The sequence below is a fragment of the Humibacter sp. RRB41 genome, assembly GCF_022761015.1.
Lineage (GTDB): Bacteria > Actinomycetota > Actinomycetes > Actinomycetales > Microbacteriaceae > Humibacter.
Genome location: NZ_JAKWJQ010000003.1, coordinates 442,148 through 468,353 on the forward strand (window position 1 = coordinate 442,148; position 26,206 = coordinate 468,353).

Below are 26,206 nucleotides of genomic sequence, written 5' to 3' on the forward strand. Positions count from 1 at the left end.
TCGCCACTGCATGCGAGCGAGCCCGCGTGAGCGAGGTCGTGTAGGACGAGGGGGTAAGATGGTCACCGTGAGAACGTGCGTCGGATGCCGTTCTCGCGCTCCCCGATCCTCCCTTCTGAGGGTTGTCGCCCGAAATTCACAGCTCGTCGTCGACGAGTCTGCACGGATGCCCGGGCGAGGCGCGTGGCTTCATCCGACTACCGAGTGTCTGACGAAAGCGATCCAACGCAGAGCCTTCGGGCGAGCGCTGCGGGTTGACGGCCCGCTGGACACACGGCCACTAGAGAACAGGCTGAATGGCTAATGGACAACTGATGAGCGGCTCGAAATGAGACCCGTCCACTACTAAGGCTTGCCCCTGCTCGGGCAAGCCCCGAACAGGAGAATTGTGGCTGCAAAACCACGCGTACACGAGATCGCGAACGAACTGGGCGTCGACAGCAAAGTCGCGCTCGCGAAGCTCAAAGAGCTCGGCGAGTTCGTCAAGGGACCGTCGTCGAGCATTGAACCCCCGGTCGCCCGCAAGTTGAGGGCTGCCCTCGAAGCCGACGGTGCGAAGCCGTCGGATGCGGCGCCGTCGCAGCCTGCTGCGACCCCGGCCTCCAAGCAGGCCGGTACCCCGGCGACCGTTCCGGCCGGCGCTGCTGCGCCGAGGCCGGCCGCCCCGAAGCCTCCTGCGCCGCCTGCGGCTCCCGAGGTCAAGGCGGAGCCGAAGCCGGCTGAGCGTCCCGCCGAGAAGCCTGCCGAGAAACCCGCTGAGAAGCCTGCAGACACCGCGCAGCATTCGGCTGCGCCTCGCCCCGGCACGCCGCGTCCCGGCAACAACCCCTTCTCGAGTTCGCAGGGCATGGGCCAGCGGCCTGCGGGAACGCCGCGTCCCGGTAACAACCCGTTCGCCAGCTCCCAGGGCATGGGCCAGCGCCCGTCGCCCGGCAACATCCCGCGTCCGCAGGCTCCTCGACCCGGTTCGCCGCGTCCAGGTGGCCCGCGTCCCGCAGGGGCAGGTCAGCGTGGCCCTCGTCCCGCCGGTGCAGGCGGTGGCCGCACCGGTGGCTTCCAGCGCCCAGGCGGCGCGGGAGCAGGCGCAGGTGCAGGCGGCTTCAACCGTCCGGGTGGCGGCTTCAGCGGCCCGCGTCCCGCCGGTGGTGGCGGCCGTGGTCGTGGCCCCGGTGGCGGAACGGCCGGTGCCTTCGGTCGCGGTGGCGGCAAGAACAGGGCTCGCAAGTCGAAGCGCACGAAGCGCCAGGAATTCGAGATGCGCGAGGCGCCGTCGATCGGCGGCGTCAGCGTTCCTCGTGGTGACGGCGGTACCGTCGTCCGTCTGCGCCGCGGAGCATCGATCAGCGACTTCGCCGACAAGATCGACGCGAGTCCCGGCAACCTCGTGACCGTGCTGTTCCACCTCGGTGAGATGGCGACGGCGACGGAGTCTCTCGACGAGGCGACGTTCGAGGTGCTCGGCTCCGAGCTGGGCTACAAGATCCAGATCGTGTCGCCTGAGGACGAAGACAAGGAGCTCCTCGAGGGCTTCGACATCGACCTCGAGGCCGAGCTGGAGGATGAGACCGACGAGGACCTGGCGGTCCGCCCGCCTGTGGTCACCGTCATGGGTCACGTCGACCACGGTAAGACGAGGCTGCTCGACGCCATCCGCAACACCAACGTGGTGGCGGGCGAGGCCGGCGGCATCACTCAGCACATCGGTGCCTACCAGATCACGACGACGCACGAGAACATCGAGCGTCCGATCACCTTCATCGACACCCCTGGTCACGAGGCGTTCACCGCCATGCGTGCCCGTGGTGCGCAGGTGACCGACATCGCGATCCTGGTGGTCGCCGCCGATGACGGCATCATGCCGCAGACGATCGAGGCTCTGAACCACGCGCAGGCGGCCGACGTGCCGATCGTGGTGGCGGTGAACAAGATCGACAAGCCGGATGCCAACCCTGCGAAGGTTCGTCAGCAGCTGACCGAGTTCGGCCTGGTCGCCGAGGAGTACGGCGGCGAGACGATCTTCGTCGACGTGTCCGCCCGCGAGAACATCGGCATCCGGGAACTCCTCGATGCGGTGCTGCTCACCGCCGATGCGGGCCTTGACCTGCGTGCGAACCCGAACAAGGATGCCCGCGGTGTGGCCATCGAGGCCAAGCTCGACAAGGGCCGTGGTGCGGTTGCGACCGTGCTCATCCAGTCCGGAACGCTGCGAGTCGGAGACTCGATCGTCGCGGGAACCGCGTATGGACGTGTTCGCGCCATGCAGGACGAGAACGGCGATGCCGTTGACGAGGCGCTTCCGTCTCGCCCCGTGCAGGTGCAGGGTCTCTCCAGCGTGCCGCGAGCCGGTGACACCTTCCTCGTGACAGAGGAGGACCGCACGGCCCGTCAGATCGCCGAGAAGCGTGAAGCGGCCGAGCGCAACGCCCAGCTGGCGAAGGCGCGCAAGCGCATCAGCCTCGAGGACTTCACCCGTGCTCTGGAAGAGGGCAAGGTCGAGTCGCTCAACCTCATCATCAAGGGCGATGTCTCCGGTGCCGTCGAGGCGCTGGAGGAGTCGCTGATGAAGATCGAGGTGGACGACAGCGTTCAGCTGCGCATCCTGCACCGCGGTGTCGGTGCGGTCACCGAGAGCGACATCGACCTCGCGACGATCGACAACGCGATCGTCATCGGGTTCAACGTGCGCCCCGACGTCAAGGCACGCGAGCGTGCCGCCCGTGAGGGCATCGACGTGCGGTTCTACTCGGTCATCTACAACGCCATCGACGACATCGAGAACTCGCTCAAGGGCATGCTCAAGCCCGAGTTCGAAGAGGTGCAGTCGGGTGTTGCCGAGATCCGCGAGGTGTTCCGTTCCTCCAAGTTCGGCAACATCGCCGGTGTTGTGGTGCGGTCGGGAACGATCACCCGCAACGCCAAGGCACGCGTCATCCGCGACGGCGTCGTGGTCGGCGACAACCTGACGATCGAGTCGCTGCGTCGTTTCAAGGACGACGTCACCGAGGTTCGCACGGACTTCGAAGCCGGTATCGGCCTCGGCAAGTTCAACGACATCCAGATCGGCGACGAGATCGAGACGATCGAGATGCGCGAGAAGCCGCGCGCCTAGCGGCAGTCCCACCGCGAGACCGCATCTGCGCGACGAGACCGTGGGCATCCACCACGGTCTCGTCGCGCGGATCCTGCTTCGCGGTGGTCCAGGCTTCTCCGGAGCATGCGGGCAGGAACAGAAAGAGGGAGAGAGATGGCGGACGAGGCACGGGCTCGCAAGCTCGCTGATCGCATCAAAGAGGTCGTCGCACGACGCCTCGACAAGGGTCTGCGCGACCCCCGGCTGGGCTTCGTGACGATCACCGACGTTCGCGTCACGGGCGATCTGCAGCACGCCAGCATCTTCTACACCGTGTACGGCACCGAGAAGGAGCGCACCGATTCGGCCGCAGCGCTCAAGGCCGCGACCGGCCTGCTGCGCACCGAGGTGGGACGCAACATCACGACGCGGCTCACGCCCTCGCTCGAATTCATTCCCGACGCGATCCCGGAGAACGCCGAGCTCATCGAAGGACTCCTGCGCGAGGCGCGTCAGCGTGACGAGCAGGTGGCCGGGCTTGCGGCATCCGCAGAGTATGCGGGCGAGGAAGACCCGTATGTGCAACCGCGTGAGGACGACGAGGAGTAGTCGCTCCCGTCCGCTCCCCGCCATGCGCTCGCTTGAATGCGGAGCGTCGTGGGGACGCGACTTCTCAGACGAAGCGGATGTGTTGCTGCAGTCTGGTGCGCAGCTCGAAGAGCGTCGTGCCGTCCGGCCGCGGTGTGTCGGCGATGCCGGTGCGCAGCACGTGGGCGATCACGGATGCCTGAACAGCGACGAGCGCGATGCCGCGTGAGCGTCCGACGACGGTGAGCGATTGCTCGAGGTCGTCATCCGGCAGCACCACCGCGGCGACCGTGAACTTCACGGACGCCGCCCGGCCCAGCGTGCGGGCTCGCCCGACGAGTTCGTGCAGCGGTTGTCTCTCGAATCCGGATGCCTCGCCCTCCGGCACGAGGTCGCCTCGCCTGACCGTGACGGGCGTCGCCCAGTCCTCGGACTGGATCGCGAACAGACCGGTCGGGCCGAGCACGACGTGGTCTATCTTCTCGACGCGTCCGGCGGCCGTTGCGGCGCGACCCGTCGCATCCACGTCGTGCCACACCGTGTACCCGATGCCGAGCGTGGTCAGGGCGCGCGCCGTGTTCTCTTCGGCGATGGCATCCGCGAGCGTGTGCTTGATCTCGCGTGGTGCTGAGCGCACGAGCGCCGGGTCGTAAGGATTCTCCAGCTCTCTGCCCCGGCCGGACCATTCCCTGATGAGGGTGAGATAGCGCTCGCGCGAGAAGCCACCGGGATGCCCGTACGCGCGCGTCTGAGGCCTCGACTCCTGCTGCCGAGCGCGCGGCGGCTGCGGTGCCCAGGTGTGAGGAGTGTCATGCAGGCCTCGGCCGCGATCGTACGCGGCGCGGGCGTCCGGACTGCCGATGATCGCCCACGCGCGCTGCACCGCATCGAACTGTGCCGCGGAGCCGCCGGTGTCGGGGTGTGCTCGGCGGAGCATCCGCCGGTACGCCTTGCGCAGATCGTCTTGGCTGGCGGATGCCTGCACGCCGAGCACCTCGTACGGCGAGGCGGAGAGAGGGCTGTCGGGCATCGAGATCACAGTGTATTCAGTGCTGCCTAGACGAAGGCTGCGACTCGGCTGTCCGTGGCATCCGCGTCGGGCCTCGTCGGCTCGTCGTCGCAGGCGAACGACTTGCGGTACGCGGTGGGGGCCACACCGACTTCGCGGGAGAAGTGGTGACGGAACAGGGTGGCACTTCCGAAGCCGCAGGACGCCGCGATCTCGTCGATCGAGGCATCCGTCGTCTCCAGCAGCAGCCGTGCGTGCAGCACGCGCTGCGCCGTCAGCCACTGCATCGGGGTCACGCCGGTCTCCGCCACGAACCGCCTGGCGAACGTGCGGGTGGACATGTGCGCGAGCTTCGCGAGGGCGGAGACGGTGTGCTGCTGCTCGAGGTGCGCGTTCATGTGCGCGAGCACGTCGACGAGCTCGTCGCATTCCGCCTCGGGCACCGGACGGGGGATGTATTGCCGCTGACCGCCGTCCCGCTGTGGGGGAACGACCATGTTGCGGGCGATCACGTTCGCCACGGCGCTGCCCAGCTCACGACGCACGAGGTGCAGGCTCGCGTCGATGCCGGCCGCGGTTCCAGCACTGGTGATCAGATCGCCGTCGTCGACGAAGAGCACATCGGGGTCGACCATGGCTGTCGGATGCCTGCGCTGCAGCTCGTCCGCATACCTCCAGTGAGTCGTGCACGGGCGGCCGTCGAGCAGCCCTGCTGCACCGAGCATGAAGGCGCCGGAGCACGCGCTCAGCAGGATGGCTCCGCGATCGGACGCCCGTCGCAACGCGTCGAGGAGTTCGACCGGATATTCGTCGTCGGGCCGCAGGAGCTCAGCTGGCAAGGCGATGACGTCGGCATCGTCCATCGCCTCGAGACCGAACTGGGGCATCACCGTGAGGCCGACCTGTGTGCTGACGGGTTTGCCCGGTTCGACAGCGCAGACCCGGAAGTCGATCTCGGGCAGATTCGCGTAGGAGCGGTCGAGTCCGAACACCTCGCCGAGCACTCCGAATTCGAAGACGGCGAGGCCGTCGATGACCGGCACTGCCACGCTGCGCAACATGCGGTCAGTCTAGTGGCGGAATCTTTATGACGACAGTCTCTCTGCCACCTCGTGGCGGAATCTGCATGATCGTAGCGTTACAGCCATGACTCAACACACCGCATCCACGCCGCGCCTGCCGGCTCTGCAAGGGATCGAGCACGGCTGGATCCAGACACCCGAGCGACCGCGTCGCTTCGCACTGTGGAAGTGGGTCCCGCGCGAGATCCTGCATCGTGGCGGCACCCTCACCCGCGATGACGAACGCGCCTACAGCGACCTGCAGGCCGTGCGCGACCGCTCCGAGTGGGAGTAGGGACGTGTCCTCGGCGAATCAGGTCGACGGCAACGTGTAGCCGCCGTCGACCTCGACGGCGAGACCGTCGGCGAGCAGCCCGACGAGGGCGCGCTCGCGCTGGTCTTCTCGCTGCCACAACCGCACGATCTCCTCTGCCGTGACCGGCTTGTGCGTCGAGCCGAGCTCGCGCAGCAGGATGCCGCGCACCTGCCGGTCGCTGCCCTCGTACCTCTTCTGCACCTGGCGCTTTGCGCCGAGGTAGGCCGGATGGCCGGCTGCGTGCCAGGCGCAGGCATCCGCAACGGGGCACTCGGAGCAGCGGGGCGATCGAGCCGTGCAGATGACAGCGCCGAGTTCCATCGCGGCGGCGTTGAAGATCCTCGCCTCGACCTCGTCGGCCGGCAGCATTCCTTCCATCGCGGCCAGGTCGCGGCGCGTGCTCGGCGGCGCAGGTTCACCATGCCCTTCGATGCAGCGGGCCAGCACCCGCCGCACGTTCGTATCGACCACCGGATGCCGCTTGCCGTAGGCGAAGGCCGCGACCGCGCGCGCCGTGTAGTCGCCGACGCCCGGCAGCGCGAGCAGCTCGTCAACGTCGCTCGGTACGACTCCATCGTGGTGCTCCGTGATCGCCACGGCGCACGCGTGCAAGCGCAGCGCCCTGCGCGGGTAGCCCAGCCCAGACCACGCCCTGATCGCCTCCGCTGGCGGCTCGGATGCCAGCGCGCTCGGGGTCGGCCACCGCGTCAGCCACTCCTGGAGCCTCGGGATCACCCGCACGACCGGCGTCTGCTGCAGCATCACCTCGCTGACGAGGATGCCCCACGCACCGAACCCGGCTCGTCGCCACGGCAGATCCCTGGCCTCGCGCCGGAACCAGGCGTTCAGCGTCGCCGCGAGCTCATCGGCTGCGACACCATCGGGGACTCCCGCGGCCCCGGAATCCTGCTTCAGTGGTGCGGCCGCCATCCCCACAGCGTAATCGGCGAGGTATCGGGTCGAGCCCCGTATCCTGACGGCATGGAGTTGGCGACGACACCGAGAACGACGTTCCTGCGCGAGTTGCGGGCGGAGATCGCCCACAACTATCCGGCCGGGCGGGTGATCGTGGCGGTGGACGGCGCAGAAGGATCGGGCACGGACGCGTTCGCCGACGATCTCGCCGCGGTGTACCGGGAGGCGGGCACGGCGACGGCGCGGGCATCCATGCGCGACTTCCATCTGCCGCGGGAGAAGCGCCACGCCAGCGGCCCGGCGGACCCCGGCGACTACTACCTGCGCTCGTTCGACTATGAGACGCTCAAGCGCGTTCTCATCGACCCGTTTTTGATGGCGGGGTCGACCGGCTTCCAGACGACAGCGTTCGACGTGCGGCGAAACGCACCGGTGCTCTCCGCATGGCAGACCGGTCCTGCCGACATCGCGCTCATCGTCGACGGGCCGTTCCTCCTGCGCCCGGCGATCCGCGGCGCCTGGCACTTCTCAGTGCTCCTCGACGTTCCGCTCACCGAGGTGTATGCGCGGCTTGCCCTGAGCCAGGGGAGGGACCCTGATCCCGAGGCGCAGGCGAACGCCCGGTACGTGGGCGGATGGCGTCGGTACGGAGAGGAGGAGGAGCCCCAATTTCTGGCGTCCGCCGTCGTCGACCTCGCAGATCAGGAGCGTCCGCGGCGCGAATTCCCCGACACAGGATGCGCCTGCTTCTGACGCACCGCGACGACTGTTGCTCTGTCGCTCGTGCCGTGTTGCTCAACGCACGGGCAACGTTGCCGCCTTGTCGCGCTCGAGGAACGTGCCGGTGCGCTCCAGCTCGTGCACGGTGTTCACGATGGCCTCGTTCACTGGAGCGTGCTTGCCGATCGCGGCGGCGGCACGCACGACGGCTCCGTTGAGATAGTCGATCTCGGTCACCCGTCCGCGGCGCCTGCTTTGAAGGGTCGAGCCCAAGTTCGGCACGGCTCCCATGCGCTTGGCCATCAGCAGTGGTAACCAGCGCGCAGCCCACAACGGGAGAAGGGCGAACCCGCGCAGCAGCCCGTTGCTGAGCCCTTGCACGTTCTCGTAGTGCACACTTGAGGCGTATCCGATGCGAACGGCCTCCCGCATCGAGGCGGTCACCACCCGTCCGAGCGCCCGGTCGCGGATGGTCTCCTGCACGCTCATGCCGGTGATGGCCGGCATGGCGTTGACCATGTTGACGATGAGTTTCGACCACTGGGCGCCCAGGAAGTTGCGGACGGCGACGGCCGGCATCACGGAGGCGAGCACTGCGGCGGCGCTCGTGGCGGCATCCGTCGGCGCCCCGGCTCCGTCGCCGAGATAGGTGCCGCCCGTCGCGGTGACCGTGACATGCCCCGGCTCGACGTACTGGGCGGCATAGAGCGCGAGCGCTCCGACGAGGGCGGACTCCGTGAGGATGCCCCCGGCCACTTCAAGTGCGTCGAGACCGTTCTGCACGATCACGACGGTGATGCCGCGCAGATGCTCGGCGTTGTCGCGCAGAGCGGATGCCGCATCCTGCGCCTTCGTCGCCACGAACGCCAACTCGGGCGTGCGGCTCAGCCGCTCGCCGGCCGTGACGCGCGCGACGTGCTCTCCCCAGGCTCCGTCGAACCGCAGTCCTTTTGCGACGATGGCGGTGAGACCGTCGCCGCGAGCCGTCACCTCGACGTCGTGACCGGCGCGATCGAGCAGCGCCGCAAGGGTGCCGCCGATCGCGCCGGTTCCGATGATTGCGATGCGCACCCGGTCAGCCTACGGTCAGGCGACGGGCGCGCCCGCGATCACCTCGGCCTCGGTCGTCGACTCGGCTTCGACCTCATCGAGCGGCGAAGTGCGAGGGGTGCGGCCGACCGGCAGGAAGAGCGCGATCACGGCCGCAGCCGCGAGCACCCAGGCGCCGACGGCCACCGCGGGAATGGCTGCGTGCACGTAGCCGGTCGGTGTCAGCGTTCCGCCTGCGCCGGTGAAGACCGCGGTGAGCACTGCCACGCCGAGTGCGACGCCGATCTCACGCAGCGTGGCGTTGGTTCCGGACGCCTTCGCGTGGTCCCGCTCACCGAATCCGGCGAGCACTGCCGTCGAACTGGGCGCGAACACCAGTCCCATTCCGATGCCGGCGAGGAGGAACGGTGGAATCATCGCGCTGAACGGGGTGTCGCTGGCGAGGATCGCGGCAAGCCAGAACATCCCGGCCGCCTGGAAAACCAGTCCTGCGACGATCGGCAGTCTCGTGCCGAAGCGCGGAACGATCACGGCTCCGGTGAGGGGCGCGATCACCATCGGCGCCAGGGTCCACGGCATCGTCATCAAGCCGGCCTCGAGCGGAGTGTGTCCCTGCACGACCTGCAGGAACTGAATCAGGATGAACACCGCACCGAAGATGCCGAAGCTGAACGTGACGCCGACGAGGTTCGCGACCGAGAAGCTGCGGTTGCGGAACAGGCGCAGCGGCAGCAGGGGAGCGCTCGCCCTCGACTCCCACCAGACGAATGCGAGCAGCAGCACGCCTCCGCCGATCAGGGCCGCGAGCACCTGGCCGCTGTCCCAGCCGAGATCGTTTCCACGCACGATGCCGAAGACCACGGCGAACACTCCGACGCCCACGAGGATCACGCCGAGGATGTCGGCCCGCAGCCTGGCTCCGAAGGAGTTCGGCAGGGCGAGCAGCACCAGCGGAATCGCGATCACGCCGACCGGCACGTTCAGCCAGAAGATGGCCTGCCAGTTCCAGCCCTGTACGACAGCGCCGCCGACGAGCGGGCCGAGTGCGACACCGAGGCCGGAGACGCCGCCCCAGATGCCGATCGCTGCCGGGCGCATCCGTTCGGTCACGGAACCGGCGAGCAGCGTCAGCGACAGCGGCATGATCGCCGCGGCCCCGACACCCTGAATGGCGCGGAACGCGATCAGTTCGCCCGGTGACGTGGCCAGGGCCGATGCCGCGCTGGCGAGCGTGAACAGGGCGATGCCGGCGGTGAAGACCGTTCGCCTGCCGAGCCGATCGCCGAGCGCCACCGACAACAGGATGAACGTGGCGAATGCGAGGCTGTAGGCGTTCACCACCCACTGCAGTTCTTCGATCGACGCGGAGAGGTCCTCGGCGATCTTCGGCAGGGCATTCGTGACGACGAGGTTGTCGAGGGTCGCCATGAACATCGGAAGGGATGCCGCCACGATGGCGAGCCAGGTCGGAATTCGCCTGCGCTGCGCAGATGCGATCGTCATGAGCGTCTCCAGAAGAAAAGAGGATTGAGGTAATCGAATGATTACAAGATGGGACACTAGTAATCGACTGATAACATGTCAAGCGTGACCTCAGAACAGATGACGACAGACCCGGCGAAGGCGCCGCAGGAACGCGTCTCGGCGGCCGTGCGACGAGAGCAGATCCTGGCTGCTGCGAGCGGAGTGTTCGGTGAGCGCGGCTACGTCGGGGCGACCACCGACCAGGTCGCGCAGGCGGCCGGTATCAGCCAGCCCTACGTGGTGCGCATGTTCGGCAGCAAGGAGAGACTCTTCGTCGAGGTGCTCGACCGCGCGCTCGGCACGCTGCTCGACGCGTTCCGCGCCGTCATCGCGGAGTCCAAGCAGGCCGGTGACGAGCAGGATGCTCTGATGACCAAGCTGGGTGCTGCGTACGCGGACCTCATCATCGATCGAGGCATCCTGATGTCGCTCATGCAGGGATTCGTCGCAGGGCACGAGCCTGCGATCGGTGCGAAAGCGCGCGCAGGGTTCATGGAGCTCTACACGCTGCTGCGGAACGAAGCGGGTTTCGAGCCCGACCTGATCGTCGACTTCCTGGCACACGGCATGCTGTTCAACACGCTCATCGCGATGCGGATGATCGACCAGCACGACTCCGACGACCCGTGCATCCCCGAGTTGCTCGCGCACACGTTCCGTACCAAGCTCGACATCGTGATGAACACTGTTCTCGGCGCCCCGGAGCAGCAGGCAACCGCTGCTGCATCGCGCACGCGGACGACCGAGTGACCGCGCCGAACGGCATCCTGGTCGTCGACAAGCCGGCCGGGTGGACGAGTCACGATGTCGTCGCGCGAACGCGAAGGCTCGCCGGCACCCGCAAGGTGGGCCACGCGGGCACGCTCGATCCGATGGCCACCGGCGTTCTCGTGCTGGGGCTCGGTCCGTCGACCAGGCTGCTGACCTACGTGGTCGGCTCCGACAAGGAGTACCTCGCGACCATCCGGCTCGGCGCCTCGACGACCACCGACGACGCAGAGGGCGAGAGCCTCGGCTGGGCGCCTGCCGATCGCATCCGCGCCATCACGCCGGAGCGGCTGTCGGCGGCCGTCGAGCACTTCACCGGTGACATCGAACAGGTGCCGTCCAGCGTGTCGGCCATCAAGGTGGACGGCAAGCGCGCCTACGCCAAAGTGCGCGCGGGGGAGCACGTCGCGCTGAAGGCGCGCCCGGTGACGGTGTCGGTGTTCGAGGTGCTCGCGACGCGGGGCGCTGTCGTCGAGGGCAACGTCGCACTCGACGTCGACGTTCGGGTGGTGTGCTCGTCGGGAACGTATGTTCGCGCGCTCGCCAGAGACCTCGGCGTCGCACTGCTCTGCGGCGGGCACTTGACGGCGCTGCGTCGAACCAGGGTCGGCCCGTTCGGGGTGACGGATGCCCACGAGCTCGACGGCCTCGACGTCGCGGCCGCGCTCATCCCGCCCGCGACGGCAGCGGCATCTCTCTTCCCGGTGCTCGCGCTCACCGACGATCAGGCGATCGACCTCGGGCACGGCAAACGCGTGACCGTGGACTCCGACGACGTCGATATCACCGCAGCCGTTTCGCCGGGTGGACGCCTGATCGGCCTGGCGACCGTGCGCGATTCGACGGCGCGCACCATCGTGAACTTCCCCGACGAAGATCAGACAACGGGCGCGGACGACGCGACTGCAGACGAGGAGACGCGTTGATCGAGTGGTTCACCACGGTGCAGGTGTTCGTGGCGCTGGCGGCCGGCATCCTGTGCCTCGTCGTCGGCATCGTCGGTCGGCCCCCGAACGACCTGACGCTCGGAGCGATCGTGCTCGTCGAACTGCTGCTCGTGGCCCAGCTCGTGGTCACGATCGTGGCGCCCATCGTCGGCAACAACCCGACGGGGTCGCTCGGCGAGTTCTACATCTACCTCATCTCCGCCCTGATCCTTCCTGTCGCAGGCGGGTTCTGGGGCCTCATCGAACGCACGAGGTGGAGCACCGTCGTGCTCGGTGTCGTGGGGCTGGCGATCGCGGTGATGACGTACCGCATGGGGCAGATCTGGTTCATCCAGGGCACACCATGAGCGCGCATGTCTCGCAGGGCCGCGGAGTCACGCGACTCGATCGTGCAGGGATAATGGGGAGTGACATGTCCGAAAATCCTTCCGCGCCAGCAGCGCCGTCCGACCCGGTCGCCCCAGCCGACTCTTCGCCCGAACCGAAGCCTTCCGCACGTTCCGGCCGTCGGATGACCGGGGTAGGGCGCGTGCTGGTCGCCGTGTACGGCATCCTGGCGCTCGCCGCCACCGGCCGTAGCGTGTTCCAGATCATCGACCACTTCTCGCTCGCGCCGGTCGCCTTCGTCCTCTCGGCCTTCTCCGCGCTGATCTATATCGTCGCGACCATCGCACTGATCGCACCGGGCAGGGTCTGGTACCGCGTCGCGTGGACCACGATCTCGATCGAGCTCGCCGGCGTGCTCGTCGTCGGAACCATCACGACGTTCGCACCCGGGCTGTTCGGTGCGGGCGTCGGCGACCCCTTCGGCGACAATTCGACAGTGTGGTCCACGTACGGGGCCGGCTATCTGTTCATTCCGCTCGTGCTCCCCGTGCTCGGGATGCTCTGGCTCTCGCGCCACAAGCCGGCGTCGGTAGCCGAGACTTCCGCGGCCGCCTCCGACACCGCGGCCAAGGCATGAGGCTCTTCCGATCCATCGACGAGATCCCGTCGGACTTCGGGCCCAGTGCGGTCACTGTCGGCAAGTTCGATGGCGTGCACCTGGGGCACCGCGCGGTCATCGGTCGCCTGCTGCAGGTCGCGCACGACGCGGATCTGGCTTCCGTGGTGGTCACCTTCGATCGCAACCCGATGTCGATCGTCGCCCCCAACCGTTGTCCGGAAGACCTCGTCAGCCTCGAGCAGAAGCTCGGGCTCCTCGAGCAGACCGGAGTCGACGCCGTGCTCGTGCTCACGTTCGATCTCGAGCTGTCGCATGTGCCGGCCGAGGACTTCGTCGAACGCTTTCTCGTGTCCCGACTGCACGCGAAGAAGCTGCTGGTCGGAAGCGACTTCCGCTACGGGGCGAAAGGTGCAGGCGATGTCGCGCTGCTGCGCACGCTCGGCGAACGCGACGGCTTCGATGTGCAGCTCATCGACGACGTGCGCCCTGACGGGCACGATCGCGTTTCATCGACGTGGATCCGCACTCTGCTCGGCGAGGGAGACGTCGCGTACGCCGGCGTCCTGCTCGGCCGTGCGCCGACGGTGCGCGGGCGCGTCGTGCACGGCGCGATGCGGGGCCGCGAACTGGGGTTCCCGACCGCGAACCTCTCGCCGCAGTGCGAGGGCCTCATCCCTGCTGACGGCGTCTATGCCGGATGGCTGATCGACGGCGGCGTGCGGCATCCGGCGGCGATCTCGGTGGGCGACAACCCGACGTTCGAGGGTGTGCCTCAGCGTCAGGTGGAGGCATATGTGATCGGGGAGGACCTCGACCTGTACGACCACGTCGTCGACGTGGAGTTCACACAGCGCATCCGCGGCATGGTCGCGTTCTCAGGCATCGAGCCGCTGATCGTGCAGATGCGCGCCGATGTGGCCGAGGCATCTGCCATCCTCGAGGCCTGACCCGGTCGTGGCCGGTCGCCATCAGCTGTGCAGAGGCTCCCGCCCGAACAGGTAGAGGACGATGCCCTGTGCGCTGCCCTCGATGATGCTGCCACGGCCGATGGCCCAGCCGGCGTCCGATGCCCACAGAGTGTGGGTCGCGACGACCGCTCGACGGTCAGCGGATGCCATCAGCAGCCCGCGTAGCGCGACGCGCCTGCTCGCGTCGGGGTCGACCGTGATGGGTGTGCCGAGCGGCTGCACGATGTCGTAGCTGTGCACCACCGTCTCGACGAGATCGTTCATGCCGGTGCGGCCGATGCCGGCCAGTCGCAGCGCGGCGATGCGACGCAGCCGGCGTACCAGATCCTCCGGATTGGACGCCTCGCCTTCCTGCCTGCTCACGGCATCCGTGATCGCGTCGAGGCTGGGCCTGGTCAGCGTCAGCATGGGCAGCGCCGTTCTGGCCATCTCGGGGAATGAGTTGCCGACGCGCCAGACGATGTGACCGGCGGCATCGCGCACCGACCACCTGTCGCAGAGGCTCTGAGTTCCCCACTCGTCGGCGTCGAGCGACTCGAGCACCCCTGCGAGTTGCTCGAGCGTGTCGGCGATCTGCTCGCCGAAGTCGCGTCGCATGCGATCTCCTCTTCCCGTCGCGTGAACATCCTGACACGCGCGGGCCCCGCCGGACCTCGAGATGCCGGATCCGAATCTCGCGCGCGCATCTGCCGATACTCTGGGAGCCGTCGCCGATGACGGCGTGACTCGACGGGGGAGCAGTGTGACGACCAGCCGGAACAGCGCATCCGATGCGATGGCCTCGAGCGGGGCGTCTCCTGTGCTGCTGGCGCCGAACCGCCCGCCTGCCCGGCCCTACCGGGGTGGTGTGGGCATCGAGAGGTTCCGCGGCATCGATCCGGAATCCGATCGTGGCGCCGTGTGGATGCCCGAAGACTTCGTCGCCTCGACGACCGAGGTCTTCGCCGGCGGGGGCGTCGGCCTCACAACGCTGGAAAACGGCACCACCCTGCGCGACGCGGTGGCGGCCGATCCGAACCTCTATCTCGGCGGCGACCACATCGCGGCCTTCGGCGCTGACCCGATGCTGCTCGTGAAGCTGCTCGACACCCGCGAACGGCTCTTCGTGCACTATCACCCGTCGACCTCGTTCGCCCGGGACGTGCTCGCGCACGCCAGCGGCAAGACGGAGGCGTGGATCATCGTCGCGACGGACGGGCCCGGCTACGCGTACCTCGGATTCTCCCGGCCGGTGTCCGAAACCGAGGTGTTGCGCTGGTATGCGACGCACGACGTCGACGGGATGCTCGCAGCGATGAACCGGGTGCAACTCGCCCCCGGCGACACGCTGTTCGTGCCGGCGGGCATGCCGCACTCGATCGGTGAGGGCATCACGCTCGTGGAGCTGCAGCAACCCGTCGACCTCTCGATCATCCTCGAGCGCAACGGATTCCCCATCGCCGACGCCGACGCGCTGCTCGGACTGGACGCGGCGACCGCGTTCTCCGACCTCGACCGCGACGTTGTCTCGCGGGATCGGCTCTCCGAGCTGTCCTCCAGACGCACGACGCGCACGACCGGAGACGCGCAGACGACGCCGCTCTTTCCCACCGAGGCGGATGCGTTCTTCCGCGCCGACCGCATCGACTCCCATGGCTCGATCACGCTTGAGCCCGATTACAGCGTGCTCGTCGTCCTCGACGGCGACGGCGAGCTGCAATGGGTGGACGAGACATTGCCTCTGACGGCCGGCGCTACCGTGCTCGTTCCCTTCGGTGCAGGCGAGACCGTGGTGCGCGGCACCGTCGCCGTGCTGCGCTGCCGCCCGCCGGCCGCCTGAATCGCGCGCCGGCGTTCAGGGCGATGCGTCTGCGCCCCTGATGAAAGACTGGGGTGTGACCGAACAGAACGCCTCAGCACGTCTTCCGCTCTGGGCCGGCCGAACCCTGGCATTGCTGGGCATCCTGCTCGTGGCCGCCAACCTGCGTGCCGCGGTCACGGCGCTGTCGCCGATCTTCGACGAGATCACGCACGACCTGCCGTTCGGTGCAGCCGGAATCGGGCTGTTGGGCGCGCTGCCCCCGATCAGCTTCGCCGTCTTCGGCCTCGTTGCACCGCTTTTCACCCGTCGCGCGAGCCTCGAGGTCGTGATGGTGATCGCGCTGGCGGCGATCGTCGCTGGCCATCTCGTGCGCGGTCTGTCGACATCCTTCTGGATGCTCGCCGTCGGCAGCGTCATCACCTTCGCGGGCATGGCCGTCGGCAACGTGCTCTTGCCGCCGCTCGTGAAGCGGTACTTCCCCGACCGCATCGGTCTGATCACCTCGCTCTACGCCACCGTGCTGTCGGTGAGCACCCTTGTGCCGCCGCTGGTCGCCGTGCCGGTCGCCGACTCGATCGGATGGCGGTACGCGGTCGGCATGTGGTCGGTGCTCGGCGTGCTCGCGCTGCTGCCGTGGCTGGGCATCCTCGTGCGCAGACCGGATTCCCGGCACGTCGACGCCGAGGTCGAGGAGCCGGGCAAGGCCGCGATGGGACGCGTCTGGCATTCGCCGTTGTCGTGGGCGATGGCCGTCACGTTCGCGGCGTCGTCGCTGAACGCGTACGCCATGTTCGCGTGGCTGCCGCAGCTCGTGCACGACATGGCGGGCAGCGACCCCGCGCAGGCGGGCGACCTGCTCTCGATCTACTCGGCCATGGGCATCCCTGCCGGACTCCTCATCCCGGTGCTCGCCTCACGCATGCGCAATGTCGGACTGCTCGTCTACCTCGGCGTCGCGTTCTTCGCGGTCGGCTATCTCGGACTGCTGTTCTGGCCGGCGCAGGCGACCTGGCTCTGGGTGGCGCTGGCCGGTCTCGGCCCGCTGCTGTTCCCGCTCTGTCTCGTGCTGATCAACCTGCGCACCCGAACGCACGAAGGATCCGTGGCGCTCAGCGGATTCACGCAAGGACTCGGCTACGTGCTTGGAGCGTTGGGTCCGCTCGTCGTCGGCACTCTGCACGAGGTGACCGGCGGATGGCAGTGGCCGCTGATCTTCCTGCTGATCACCGCGGCGGCCGTCGCGTTCGCCGGCGTCGTGATCGCCCGGCCGGGAATGCTGGAGGATCACGTCTCGGCTCGTGCCGCGCGAGTGAACGTTCGGTGACATGCGCGGCGAATGCCGCGTACGCGCATCCCATGCCGAGGACGGCATGTTTGACTCGATCGATGAGGTCTCACCGGTGAACGACGAGCCGGTCATGGCGGATGCGTTGCGCCTCGTGCGTGGACGCCACGGCGCGACCCGGCTGCTCGTCGTCCGAGACGGACAGCGCTATCTCGACGAACGCTCCGGTTGCGAGCCGAACTCGCTGTTCTGGATGTTCTCGGCGGGCAAACCGTTCATCGCCGTGCTCGTGCACCGGCTCGCCGAGCAGGGCAGGATCGCGCTCGATGCACCGGTCGCCGCATACTGGCCGGAATTCGCACGCTTCGGCAAGGGGGACGTGACGGTTCGGCGTGTGCTGCAGCATCGATCCGGCATGGCGGTCGCGACCACCACGCTGGGCGATGCGTTGGCCATGACGCACTGGAACCACAGCGTGCATCGCATCGAACGGGCGAAGCTGCGCTGGCCCGTCGGCACGGTGCCCGCGTATCAATACCTGGCGTTCGGCTTCATCCTCGGAGAGCTCGTCGAACGTGCCACAGGGATGCCCGTTGCCGACGCACTGCGCACGGAACTGCTCGATCCGCTCGGACTCCACGACACATACCTCGGTGTTCCAGAGCCAGAGCTCTACCGATGCGTGCCCATCAGGGGCACCACGCCGGTAGGGCGGGTCGCCGCCGTCGATCTCAACCGGCGAAGCGTGCGGCGTGCGGTCATTCCGGCTGCAGGCATCTCGACGACGGCCGAGGATGTCGCCAGGTTCTACGGCATGCTGCTGGGCGGCGGCACGATCGGTGGCACGCGCATCCTGTCACCCGACACCGTGACGCGCATGCTGCGTCCTTCGAGCAACGGCGAGCTCGACAGGTATGCGAAAGCCCCGGTGCGGTGGTCGGAAGGATTCCAGCTCGGTGGCGCCCGCCACGCAGCGGGGTTCATCAGCCCGCTCGGCGAACTGAGCAGCAAGCAGGCGTTCGGCCACAACGGCAGCAACTGCTGCGTGGCCTGGGCGGATCCCACCCGCGCGCTGGTCTTCGTGCATCTGACCAGCAGGCTGGGCGAGGGCCTCGACGCGATCGGCCACCACTCCGCGGTAGCCGACGCGGTGATCGCCGCGTGCGACGCGGCCGACGTGGCATCCGACATCGGTGCCGACGGCTGAGCCACCTGTCCGCTTCCCGAGCGGCGGGCTTCGCCTCGCTCAGGAACCTCGAGGTCACCTACAGTGCAGGCAGCAGCTCTGCGCGGTGCACCAGCGCGGCGGCTCCGATCAGCGGACCCTCGCCGGAGAGACCGGACGGCACGATGCGCACCTTGCGCACGAAGCCGAAGTAGTGCCCGTCGAGCACCTCGCGAATGTCGTCGAACAGATCAGGGGTCGCCTGCGAGAACCCGCCGCCGATGGCGACCAGTTCGAGGTCGAGCAAAGCCGTGGCACTCGCGATCGCCGCTCCGACGGCGTGCCCGGTGCGTTGGATGGCGTCGTGCGCGATCGGGTCGCCTGCGGCGTACGCAGCGGCGAGGTCCTCGCCGCTCGAGCCTGTGAAGCCCTGCCTGCGTGCCCATGCGACGGTGTGCGGTCCGCTGGCGATCGCCTCGAGCGACGTCGCCTTGCCGAAGGTGTCCTCGCCCTGGAAGCCCGCGACGTCGACGTGCCCGATGTGACCGGCGTTGCCGGTCGGGCCTGTCACCACGCGGCCGCCGACGATCAGCCCGCCGCCGATGCCGGTGGAGATCACCATGCCCATCACGTTGTCGACGCCCTGTGCTGCACCCACCCAGTGCTCGGCCATCGTGATCGCGACCCCGTCCATCTCGAGTGCGACCGGGATGTCGACGCCACGCTGCTCGAGCACGTTCTGCGCGAAGCCGCGCAGGTCGAAGTCGCGCCACGCCGGAACGTTCAACGGCGAGACGAGGCCACGCGAGCGGTCGATGGGGCCGGCGCACCCGATGCCGACGCCGGCGAGCTCGGTTTCGCCTGAGGCGGCCAGAGCGCTCTCGATGACCTCGCGAACGGATGCCTGCAACGCTTCGCTCGTCGCCTCGCGTCCTGTCGGTGCGCGATGACGCGACCCTGGCACCACCTCGCCCTCATCGGTCACGAGCGCGGATTCGACCTTGGTGCCGCCGAAGTCGACGGCGAGAACGAGGGGCGGGGTCATGGTTCAAGGGTAGGGGAGCGGAGAGGGCTGTCCGCGCACGTCATGACGCGCAACGACCCACCGGGAAGGCCGTCGGCGGGCCTGGTGATCAGTCGCGCGAGACCACGGCGAGTGACGGCATCCTGCCGCGCCTGCACACCGTCACGCGGAGGTGCGCTCGCCGCATCACGAGCAGCGCGAGCGCGATCGCCGTCGCGAGCGGCACGATGCCGGAGACGGCGAGGCCCCATGCCGGGCCGTAGCGCTCGACGATCCAGCCCATCACAGGGCCGCCGATGGCCTGCCCACCCAGCTGCACCATGATGTAGAGGGCCATCACCCGCCCGCGGATGCCGAGGTTGGTCGACATCTGCACCAGAGAGTTCGCACTGGTCAGAAACAGCAGGCTCGCTGCGCCGCTGGCTGCGATGAGCACGCCGAACACGACGATGTCGGGGGAGAGAGCCGCGCTCGCCTGCACGACTCCGAGCAGGGCGGCTCCGCCGATGACGAGCCGAAGGCTGACGCCGAGCCTGCGTGTGGAGAGCACGGCACCGGTGAGGGCGCCGACCGCGACGAGCGCGTTGAAGAACCCGTAACCGGCAGAGCCGACCTTGAAGACGTCGTTCGCGTAGGCGGCCAGCAGCACGGGCATCGTGTACGCGAACATGGCGACAGCGCCGAGAGTGATGATCGTGAAGAGGATGGCCGGCTTGTGCGCCGCGTAGCGCAATCCCTCGGCGAGTTGCCCCTTGCCGCGTGGAGCCATGGGCGCAGGCAGCAGCGCCTTGGTGTTCATGAATCCCAGTGCGCAGACCACGACGATGCACGCGGCCGAGTTGATGGCGAACGCCCACCCACTGCCGACGGCGGTGATCGCGATGCCGCCGACCGCCGGCCCGATCAGGGCACCGAGCTGGAAGGTGGAGGAGTTCAGGCTGATCGCGTTGCGCAAGAGACGCGGTCCGACGATCTCGTTGACGAAGACCTGTCGTGCCGGGTTGTCGACGACGGTCACGAAGCCGCCGATGAACGCCAGCGCCCAGATGTGCCACACCTGCACCGTGCCGGTGAGGATGAGCACGGCCAGCACCGCGGCGAGCAGAGCGGCAGTGCTCTGCGTCAGCATGAGGAGCATCCGCTTCGAGTAGCGGTCGGCGATCACACCGCCGAGCAGGCCGAAGATGAGCATCGGCGCGAACTGCATCGCAACGGTGACTCCGACGGCGGCGACGCTGCCGGAAAGCTGCAGCACGAGCCAGTCCTGGGCGACGCGTTGCATGCCGAGCGCCGTGGTCGCGACGACCTGCGCTCCCGCGTAGAGGCGGTAGTTCGGAACCTTGAGCGATGCGAATGTCTCGCGCCACGGCGGGCGGGTGGCGAGCACGGGAACGGGAGCGGTGAGAAGAGATTCAGAGGAAGTCAGAGAGGACGATGTCACGAAAGGTTCCGAGTGCGGTCAAGTTACGAACGTGTGGAAATAACGCTAGCCTCGGACCATTCATTCCGCGAACTTATCGCACCTATAACTCCCATTGCGTTTGTGAATGTAGGCTTGCACCGTGTTCGATCCCGACCTTCTCGCCACGTTCCTCGCGGTCGCCGAAACCGGTAGCTTCACCCGTGCCGCCGAACGGCTCGGCCTCAGCCAGCCCACTGTCAGCCAGCATGTGCAGCGGCTCGAGAAGGCGGCGAAGCGCACCCTGATCGATCGTGACACCCGGCAGGTGCGGTTGACCGATAACGGCGACGCGATGGCCGGCTTCGCCCGCAGCATCCTCGCGGCGCACGCGGCGGCCGACAGCTACTTCAGCGGCACGGCGATGCGCGGGAGGCTCAGGTTCGGCGCGGCCGACGATCTGGCGATCACACAGCTGCCGAGCATCTTGAGGGACTTCCGCCAGGCGTACCCGCAGATCAATCTCGAGCTGACGGTCGGACAGTCGACGCCCCTGTACCGCAAGCTCAAGGCCGGTCAGCTCGACCTCATCTTCATCAAGCAGAACTCCGGATCGGCGGAGGGCGATCGGGTCAGCACCGACTCCATGGTGTGGATGGGGCTCGACAAGACCGAGCTGGCCCCGAACGATCCGGTGCCGCTGATCGCCTACCAAGACCCGAGCCTCAGCCGTCAGCTTGCGATCGATGCCCTGGAATCAGCAGGACGGGTGTGGCGCATCACGTGCAACACGCGAGAAGTCAACGGGGTGCTGGCTGCCGTGCGTGCCGGTCTCGGTGTGGCGCCGTTCCCGCGCACGCTCATCCCGGCCGATCTCGTGAAGGTCACGAATCGCCTCGGGCTGCCCGAGCTCGGCGAGGTCGAGTTCAGTCTGCTGTCCAACCCCCGTGCCGCCGCAGACCCCGTAGCAGCACTCACCAGAGCGATCATGGGCCGAACGCTCCATTAGGCACGCCCGGCAGCGTCATGTGGCTCGCCCGTCCCCGCCGGGCGTGCCGCGCTTGGCTGGAGGACGGTCGCGTTCGGAGGCGTACGCGCCGCCGCCTTGTGGAGCGTGTCGTGGGCCGGTCGGGTACTCGAACTCAGGCGCGCAGATGAGCGGATGCTCGACCCTGTATTGCTCAAAAGTGGGCGCCTTTCTATTCTGGAAGGCGTCATGAACTCCTCAGATGAACTGCTCGCAGTGCGCGCCGCCGAGCTCTACTACGACGAGGGACGCACCCAAGACGAGATCGGCGCCGCGCTTCATATCACGCGGTGGAAAGTCGGCAGACTGCTCGCACAGGCGCGCGCGGCCGGGATCGTCCGTATCGAGATCGTGCATCCGCGCGCCCGTCGTGTGCTCGCCGAACAGGCTGTGAAGAAGAGGTTCGGTCTCAAGGACATCGTCGTCGCGTCGTCGGCAGGGGTGTCTTCGCCCGAGGAACTCCAGCGCCGCGTCGCGCAGGCCGCCGCCGACTATCTGACGGCACTACGTCCCGCTCCGCAGACTCTCGGCGTCAGCTGGGGTAGAACCCTGCACGACGTTGCCGCGTGCCTGCCGCGCGGCTGGGCGCACGGCGTCGGGGTCGTGCAGATCAACGGCGGCCTGAGCCTCACCAAGTACGGTGACACGGCGTCTGCCACGGCTCTCGTGATGGCGCAGAAGGCGGCCGGCTCAGCGCATGTGCTGCCCATTCCCGCGATCCTCGAGCACACGGCGACCAAGCGCAGCATTGAGCGCGACCGCGCCATCGCCGGCGTGCTCGATCGAGCAGCGCACGCCGAGGCGTACCTGTTCAGCGCTGGCGTCGCCGGCGCCGACTCCGCGCTCGTGCACAGCGGCTACCTGACGCCCTCCGACGTCGAGACCCTGGTCTGCAAGGGTGCCGTCGGCGATGTGGTCGGGCGCTTCATCGGCGCAGACGGGGCACCTGTCGACGCCGAACTGGATTCGAGGACCGTCGGGTTGTCACTCGAGAGGCTGAAGGCATCCGAGACCGCCATCGCCGTCGTCGCAGGCGACGGCAAGCACGAAGTCGCGAGAGCGCTGGTCACCAATTCGCTCTGCACAGTGCTCATCACCGACGACCAGACCGCAGCCGCACTGCTCGACGACCCGGTGGCCGCCGCGGGGGCCGCATTCACCGAAGAGGCATCATGACGCTCGATCTCGCCCGCACCGTCGTCGGCTCCGAACTCAGTGAGCGCAGCCTGCGCGCGTTCGCGCTCGGCCTTCCCGGCGTGGATGCCATCGGCCTGGAGCAGCGCGCCGCCTCGCTGGCCACCCGCTCGATCAAGACCACCTCGAAGCGCTGGGCGCTCGACACGATCATCTCGCTCATCGACCTCACAACGCTCGAGGGCGCTGACACCCCTGGAAAGGTGCGCTCCCTCGTCGCGAAGGCCGTGCTGCCCGATCCGTCGGATCCGACCTGCCCGCAAGTCGCGGCGGTGTGCGTGTACGGCGACCTGGCGCACGTCGCGGTCGAGGCCCTCGGCTCGAATCATGCGGGCGGTGGCGGCACGATCAATGTGGCGGCCGTCGCCACCGCGTTCCCGAGCGGCCGCGCCTCGCTGCGTGTCAAACTCGCCGACACGGCCGACGCCGTCGAAGCAGGCGCTGACGAGATCGACATGGTCATCGACCGTGGAGCCTTCCTCGCCGGACGTTACGGAGAGGTCTTCGACGAGATCGTCGCCGTGAAAGAGGCGTGCCGGCGCTCCGACGGCAGCAGTGCCCACCTCAAGGTGATCCTCGAAACCGGTGAGCTCGCCACGTATGACAACGTGCGACGGGCGTCGTGGCTCGCCATGCTCGCCGGCGCAGACTTCATCAAGACGTCGACGGGAAAGGTGTCGCCGGCGGCGACGCTGCCCGTCACGCTCCTCATGCTCGAGGCTGTGCGCGACTGGCACCGGCTGACGGGCGATCTCGTCGGCGTGAAGCCGGCAGGCGGCATCCGCTCCTCGAAGGATGCCGTCAGATACCTCGTGACCGTCGCCGAGACCGCGGGGGAGCGCTGGCTCGACCCGCGGCTGTTCCGCTTCGGCGCGTCGAGCCTGCTCAACGACGTGCTGCTTCAGCGGCAGAAGATCGAGACCGGGCATTACTCCGGCGCCGACTACGTGACCATCGATTGAGCCGTGGCAGCGGAGCGAAGAACGACAAGCGATCAGGAGAACCGATGACCTTCCTCGACTATGCGCCCGCACCGGAGTCGCGCTCGATCCTGAGTCTGCGCTCCTCGTACGGGCTCTTCATCGACGGTGAGTTCGTCGACGGGCACGGCGACGGCTTCCACACCGTCTCGCCTGCGAACGAGGAGGTGCTGGCCGAGATCTCGACGGCTGACGGCCATGACGTCGATCTCGCCGTTCAGGCCGCCCGCCGCGCGCACGACAAGGTCTGGTCGCGCATGAGCGGCGCCGACCGCGGCAAGTACCTGTTCCGCATCGCGCGGCTTGTCCAGGAGCGCGCGAGAGAGCTCGCCGTCGCCGAAAGCCTCGACAACGGCAAGCCGATCAAAGAGAGCCGTGACGTCGACGTGCCACTCGTCGCTGCATGGTTCTTCTATTACGCGGGATGGGCCGACAAACTCGACTACGCAGGCCTCGGCCCCGCGCCGCGCTCGCTCGGCGTCGCAGCCCAGGTCATCCCGTGGAACTTTCCGCTTCTGATGCTGGCGTGGAAGATCGCCCCCGCGCTCGCCGCCGGCAACACCGTCGTGTTGAAGCCCGCGGAGACCACGTCGCTGACGGCGCTGCTCTTCGCCGAGATCGTGCAGCAGGCAGGTCTCCCTTCCGGGGTCGTGAACATCGTCACGGGCGCGGGAGAGACCGGCAGGATGCTCGTGAACCACCCCGACATCGACAAGGTCGCCTTCACCGGATCGACGGCGGTTGGCCGCGAGATCGCCCGCTCCGTCGCCGGAACGAGCAAGAAGGTCACACTCGAGCTCGGCGGCAAGGCGGCGAACATCGTCTTCGACGACGCACCCATCGACCAGGCGATCGAGGGGATCGTCAACGGCATCTTCTTCAACCAGGGGCACGTCTGCTGCGCCGGCAGTCGGCTGCTCGTTCAGGAGAACGTGCATGAAGAGGTGGTCGATCGGTTGAAGTCGCGACTGTCGACGCTCCGCATGGGCGATCCTCTCGACAAGAACACCGACATCGGTGCGATCAACTCGGCCGAGCAGCTGCAGCGCATCCGCGAGCTCAGCGACATCGGCGAGGCGGAAGGAGCAGACCGCTGGAGCGCGGACTGCGTCATTCCCGACAACGGCTTCTGGTTCGCGCCCACCATCTTCGACAACGTGTCGACGTCGAGCCGCATCGCCAGAGAAGAGATCTTCGGACCGGTGCTCTCGGTTCTCACGTTCCGCACCCCTGCCGAGGCAATCGCCAAGGCGAACAACACCCCGTACGGCCTCTCCGCCGGCATCTGGACCGACAAGGGCAGTCGCATGCTCGCCGTCGCCGACAAGCTGCGCGCCGGCGTGATCTGGGCGAACACGTTCAACAGGTTCGACCCAGCGTCGCCGTTCGGCGGCTACAAGGAGTCGGGCTACGGGCGGGAGGGCGGCAGGCACGGCCTCGCCGCGTATCTGGCGCCTCAGTCGGCCGCAGCGATTACTGCCAGTGCCGCCGCACCGAAGACCACTCGGGTGAAGAAGGGATCAGCCAAGTGACGAGGCTCGCGGTGCCCAAGACCTACAAGCTGTTCATCGGCGGCGCGTTCCCGCGCAGTGAATCCGGTCGCACCTACGAAGTGCTCGGGGCGAACGGCGACTTCCTCGCCAACGCCGCGAAGGCATCCCGTAAGGATGCCAGGGATGCCGTCGTCGCAGCTCGCAAGGCCGTCTCCGGTTGGTCGGGCGCGACCGCATACAACCGCGGTCAGGTGCTGTATCGCGTTGCGGAACTGCTCGAGGGCAGGCGTGCTCAGTTCGTCGACGAGGTGCAGGCATCAGAGGGGCTGAGCAGGCGGGACGCCGAGGCGCAGGTCGACGAGGCAGTGGACACCTGGGTCTGGTACGCGGGCTGGGCCGACAAGTTCGTACAGGTGGCAGGCAACGCCAATCCGGTGGCCGGCCCGTACTTCAACCTCTCCGTTCCGGAGCCCACCGGCGTGGTCGCCGTTGTCGCGCCGCAGGGCGCACTGTCTCTTCTCGGACTCGTAGCGGTCGTCGCTCCCGCGTTGGTGACCGGGAACGCCGTGGTGGCGATCGCGGACGAGCGGCATCCGCTCTCGGCGATCTCGCTGACCGAGGTCCTGGCGACGAGCGATCTGCCGGCAGGCGTCGTCAACGTGCTCACGGGTTCGGCGGCCGGGATCGCGCCGTGGCTCGCCTCGCATGCCGACGTCAACGCGCTCGATCTCGCCGGAGCCGCCGAGCTCGACTGGGTCGATCTGCAGATCGCCGCGGCCGACACCCTCAAGCGCGTTCTGCCGCCGGACGGGCGAGACGTCGCGACCCGTTCGCTCGAGCGCATCGGGGCGTTCACGGAGACGAAGACCGTCTGGCACACCAAGAGCATGCTGTAACGATCTCGGATCCGCGCCCGTTGTGCGGCGATGCGGCCGACTCCTCGGTTCGAGTCAGGG

At 67.9% G+C, this 26,206-nt stretch carries 26 protein-coding genes; 18 read left to right on the top strand and 8 right to left on the bottom strand.

Annotation, left to right across the window (positions count from 1 at the left end; translation table 11 throughout):
- Positions 1–58: 58 nt before the first annotated feature.
- From MJ603_RS10655 to rbfA, 3 genes are all read left to right on the top strand, one after another.
- Positions 59–304, top strand: coding sequence for a YlxR family protein (locus MJ603_RS10655; RefSeq protein WP_308220587.1), 246 nt, complete (start codon positions 59–61; stop codon positions 302–304).
- An 84-nt stretch (positions 305–388) separates the two neighbouring features.
- Positions 389–3,109 carry a translation initiation factor IF-2 gene (infB, locus tag MJ603_RS10660; protein ID WP_243063691.1) on the top strand — a complete coding sequence of 907 codons (2,721 nt, stop codon included), beginning with the start codon at positions 389–391 and terminating at the stop codon, positions 3,107–3,109.
- A gap of 135 nt (positions 3,110–3,244) precedes the next feature.
- Complete coding sequence (gene rbfA, locus MJ603_RS10665) at positions 3,245–3,679, top strand: 30S ribosome-binding factor RbfA (RefSeq protein ID WP_243063692.1); 435 nt, start codon at positions 3,245–3,247, stop codon at positions 3,677–3,679.
- A 64-nt stretch (positions 3,680–3,743) separates the two neighbouring features.
- Here the strand turns inward: rbfA and MJ603_RS10670 are convergent, their stop codons facing one another.
- The gene (locus MJ603_RS10670; protein WP_243063693.1) at positions 3,744–4,688 is read right to left on the bottom strand and encodes a DnaJ domain-containing protein; all 945 of its coding nucleotides are present in this window, start codon (positions 4,686–4,688) and stop codon (positions 3,744–3,746) included.
- A 26-nt stretch (positions 4,689–4,714) separates the two neighbouring features.
- The gene (locus MJ603_RS10675) at positions 4,715–5,728 is read right to left on the bottom strand and encodes a helix-turn-helix domain-containing protein (RefSeq protein ID WP_243063694.1); all 1,014 of its coding nucleotides are present in this window, start codon (positions 5,726–5,728) and stop codon (positions 4,715–4,717) included.
- A gap of 85 nt (positions 5,729–5,813) precedes the next feature.
- On the opposite strand from MJ603_RS10675, the gene MJ603_RS10680 reads away from it, so the two are divergent.
- Positions 5,814–6,023 carry a hypothetical protein gene (locus MJ603_RS10680; protein WP_243063695.1) on the top strand — a complete coding sequence of 70 codons (210 nt, stop codon included), beginning with the start codon at positions 5,814–5,816 and terminating at the stop codon, positions 6,021–6,023.
- An 18-nt stretch (positions 6,024–6,041) separates the two neighbouring features.
- Here MJ603_RS10680 and MJ603_RS10685 read toward each other — a convergent pair whose 3' ends face one another.
- Positions 6,042–6,974 (bottom strand): A/G-specific adenine glycosylase, encoded by a 933-nt coding sequence (locus MJ603_RS10685; RefSeq protein WP_243063696.1) that lies wholly within the window; start codon positions 6,972–6,974, stop codon positions 6,042–6,044.
- 51 nt (positions 6,975–7,025) lie between these two features.
- Here MJ603_RS10685 and MJ603_RS10690 point away from each other — a divergent pair, with 51 nt between their 5' ends.
- Positions 7,026–7,712, top strand: a complete 687-nt coding sequence (locus MJ603_RS10690) for a uridine kinase (protein ID WP_243063697.1) — start codon at positions 7,026–7,028, stop codon at positions 7,710–7,712.
- Positions 7,713–7,754: 42 nt separating this feature from the next.
- Here the strand turns inward: MJ603_RS10690 and MJ603_RS10695 are convergent, their stop codons facing one another.
- Both MJ603_RS10695 and MJ603_RS10700 read right to left on the bottom strand, forming a co-directional pair.
- Positions 7,755–8,750, bottom strand: a complete 996-nt coding sequence (locus MJ603_RS10695; RefSeq protein WP_243063698.1) for a ketopantoate reductase family protein — start codon at positions 8,748–8,750, stop codon at positions 7,755–7,757.
- 15 nt (positions 8,751–8,765) lie between these two features.
- Positions 8,766–10,232: a DHA2 family efflux MFS transporter permease subunit gene (locus MJ603_RS10700; RefSeq protein WP_243063699.1), complete on the bottom strand. Its 1,467-nt coding sequence runs from the start codon at positions 10,230–10,232 to the stop codon at positions 8,766–8,768.
- 84 nt (positions 10,233–10,316) lie between these two features.
- Here MJ603_RS10700 and MJ603_RS10705 point away from each other — a divergent pair, with 84 nt between their 5' ends.
- The 5 genes from MJ603_RS10705 (at position 10,317) to MJ603_RS10725 (ending at position 13,861) form a co-directional block, all read left to right on the top strand.
- The gene (locus MJ603_RS10705) at positions 10,317–11,003 is read left to right on the top strand and encodes a TetR/AcrR family transcriptional regulator (protein ID WP_243063700.1); all 687 of its coding nucleotides are present in this window, start codon (positions 10,317–10,319) and stop codon (positions 11,001–11,003) included.
- Positions 11,000–11,947 carry a tRNA pseudouridine(55) synthase TruB gene (gene truB, locus MJ603_RS10710; RefSeq protein WP_243063701.1) on the top strand — a complete coding sequence of 316 codons (948 nt, stop codon included), beginning with the start codon at positions 11,000–11,002 and terminating at the stop codon, positions 11,945–11,947. Before MJ603_RS10705 ends, truB begins: the two co-directional genes overlap by 4 nt.
- A complete protein-coding gene (locus MJ603_RS10715; RefSeq protein WP_243063702.1) occupies positions 11,944–12,315 on the top strand; it encodes a hypothetical protein in 372 nt (123 codons plus the stop codon). Before truB ends, MJ603_RS10715 begins: the two co-directional genes overlap by 4 nt.
- A gap of 164 nt (positions 12,316–12,479) precedes the next feature.
- Positions 12,480–12,932, top strand: a complete 453-nt coding sequence (locus MJ603_RS10720; protein ID WP_243063703.1) for a hypothetical protein — start codon at positions 12,480–12,482, stop codon at positions 12,930–12,932.
- The gene (locus tag MJ603_RS10725) at positions 12,929–13,861 is read left to right on the top strand and encodes a bifunctional riboflavin kinase/FAD synthetase (protein ID WP_243063704.1); all 933 of its coding nucleotides are present in this window, start codon (positions 12,929–12,931) and stop codon (positions 13,859–13,861) included. The genes MJ603_RS10720 and MJ603_RS10725 overlap by 4 nt, the downstream gene beginning before the upstream one ends.
- A gap of 21 nt (positions 13,862–13,882) precedes the next feature.
- Here MJ603_RS10725 and MJ603_RS10730 read toward each other — a convergent pair whose 3' ends face one another.
- Positions 13,883–14,479, bottom strand: a complete 597-nt coding sequence (locus MJ603_RS10730) for a maleylpyruvate isomerase family mycothiol-dependent enzyme (protein WP_243063705.1) — start codon at positions 14,477–14,479, stop codon at positions 13,883–13,885.
- 145 nt (positions 14,480–14,624) lie between these two features.
- Here MJ603_RS10730 and MJ603_RS10735 point away from each other — a divergent pair, with 145 nt between their 5' ends.
- Genes MJ603_RS10735 through MJ603_RS10745 form a run of 3 tightly spaced genes read left to right on the top strand, consistent with a single transcriptional unit; the run spans position 14,625 to position 18,175 of the window.
- Positions 14,625–15,701, top strand: a complete 1,077-nt coding sequence (locus tag MJ603_RS10735; RefSeq protein ID WP_243063706.1) for a class I mannose-6-phosphate isomerase — start codon at positions 14,625–14,627, stop codon at positions 15,699–15,701.
- A gap of 55 nt (positions 15,702–15,756) precedes the next feature.
- Positions 15,757–17,007, top strand: a complete 1,251-nt coding sequence (locus tag MJ603_RS10740; RefSeq protein WP_243063707.1) for an MFS transporter — start codon at positions 15,757–15,759, stop codon at positions 17,005–17,007.
- A gap of 46 nt (positions 17,008–17,053) precedes the next feature.
- Entirely contained in the window at positions 17,054–18,175 is a 1,122-nt protein-coding gene (locus MJ603_RS10745; protein WP_243063708.1) for a serine hydrolase, read from the top strand.
- A 58-nt stretch (positions 18,176–18,233) separates the two neighbouring features.
- On the opposite strand, the gene MJ603_RS10750 is transcribed toward MJ603_RS10745, so the two are convergent.
- Together MJ603_RS10750 and MJ603_RS10755 are read right to left on the bottom strand one after the other, a co-directional pair.
- Positions 18,234–19,178, bottom strand: a complete 945-nt coding sequence (locus tag MJ603_RS10750) for an ROK family protein (RefSeq protein ID WP_243063709.1) — start codon at positions 19,176–19,178, stop codon at positions 18,234–18,236.
- Positions 19,179–19,266: 88 nt separating this feature from the next.
- Positions 19,267–20,598, bottom strand: a complete 1,332-nt coding sequence (locus tag MJ603_RS10755; protein ID WP_243063710.1) for an MFS transporter — start codon at positions 20,596–20,598, stop codon at positions 19,267–19,269.
- A gap of 121 nt (positions 20,599–20,719) precedes the next feature.
- Here MJ603_RS10755 and MJ603_RS10760 point away from each other — a divergent pair, with 121 nt between their 5' ends.
- From MJ603_RS10760 to MJ603_RS10780, 5 genes are all read left to right on the top strand, one after another.
- Complete coding sequence (locus MJ603_RS10760) at positions 20,720–21,565, top strand: LysR substrate-binding domain-containing protein (RefSeq protein ID WP_243063711.1); 846 nt, start codon at positions 20,720–20,722, stop codon at positions 21,563–21,565.
- Between the two features lie 207 nt (positions 21,566–21,772).
- A complete protein-coding gene (locus MJ603_RS10765; RefSeq protein WP_243063712.1) occupies positions 21,773–22,759 on the top strand; it encodes a sugar-binding transcriptional regulator in 987 nt (328 codons plus the stop codon).
- Positions 22,756–23,739 carry a deoxyribose-phosphate aldolase gene (gene deoC, locus MJ603_RS10770; protein WP_243063713.1) on the top strand — a complete coding sequence of 328 codons (984 nt, stop codon included), beginning with the start codon at positions 22,756–22,758 and terminating at the stop codon, positions 23,737–23,739. The genes MJ603_RS10765 and deoC overlap by 4 nt, the downstream gene beginning before the upstream one ends.
- Before the next feature lie 44 nt (positions 23,740–23,783).
- Entirely contained in the window at positions 23,784–25,289 is a 1,506-nt protein-coding gene (locus MJ603_RS10775) for an aldehyde dehydrogenase family protein (protein WP_243063714.1), read from the top strand.
- Positions 25,286–26,146, top strand: a complete 861-nt coding sequence (locus MJ603_RS10780; protein WP_243063715.1) for an aldehyde dehydrogenase family protein — start codon at positions 25,286–25,288, stop codon at positions 26,144–26,146. Before MJ603_RS10775 ends, MJ603_RS10780 begins: the two co-directional genes overlap by 4 nt.
- The last annotated feature ends 60 nt before the right edge of the window (positions 26,147–26,206 follow it).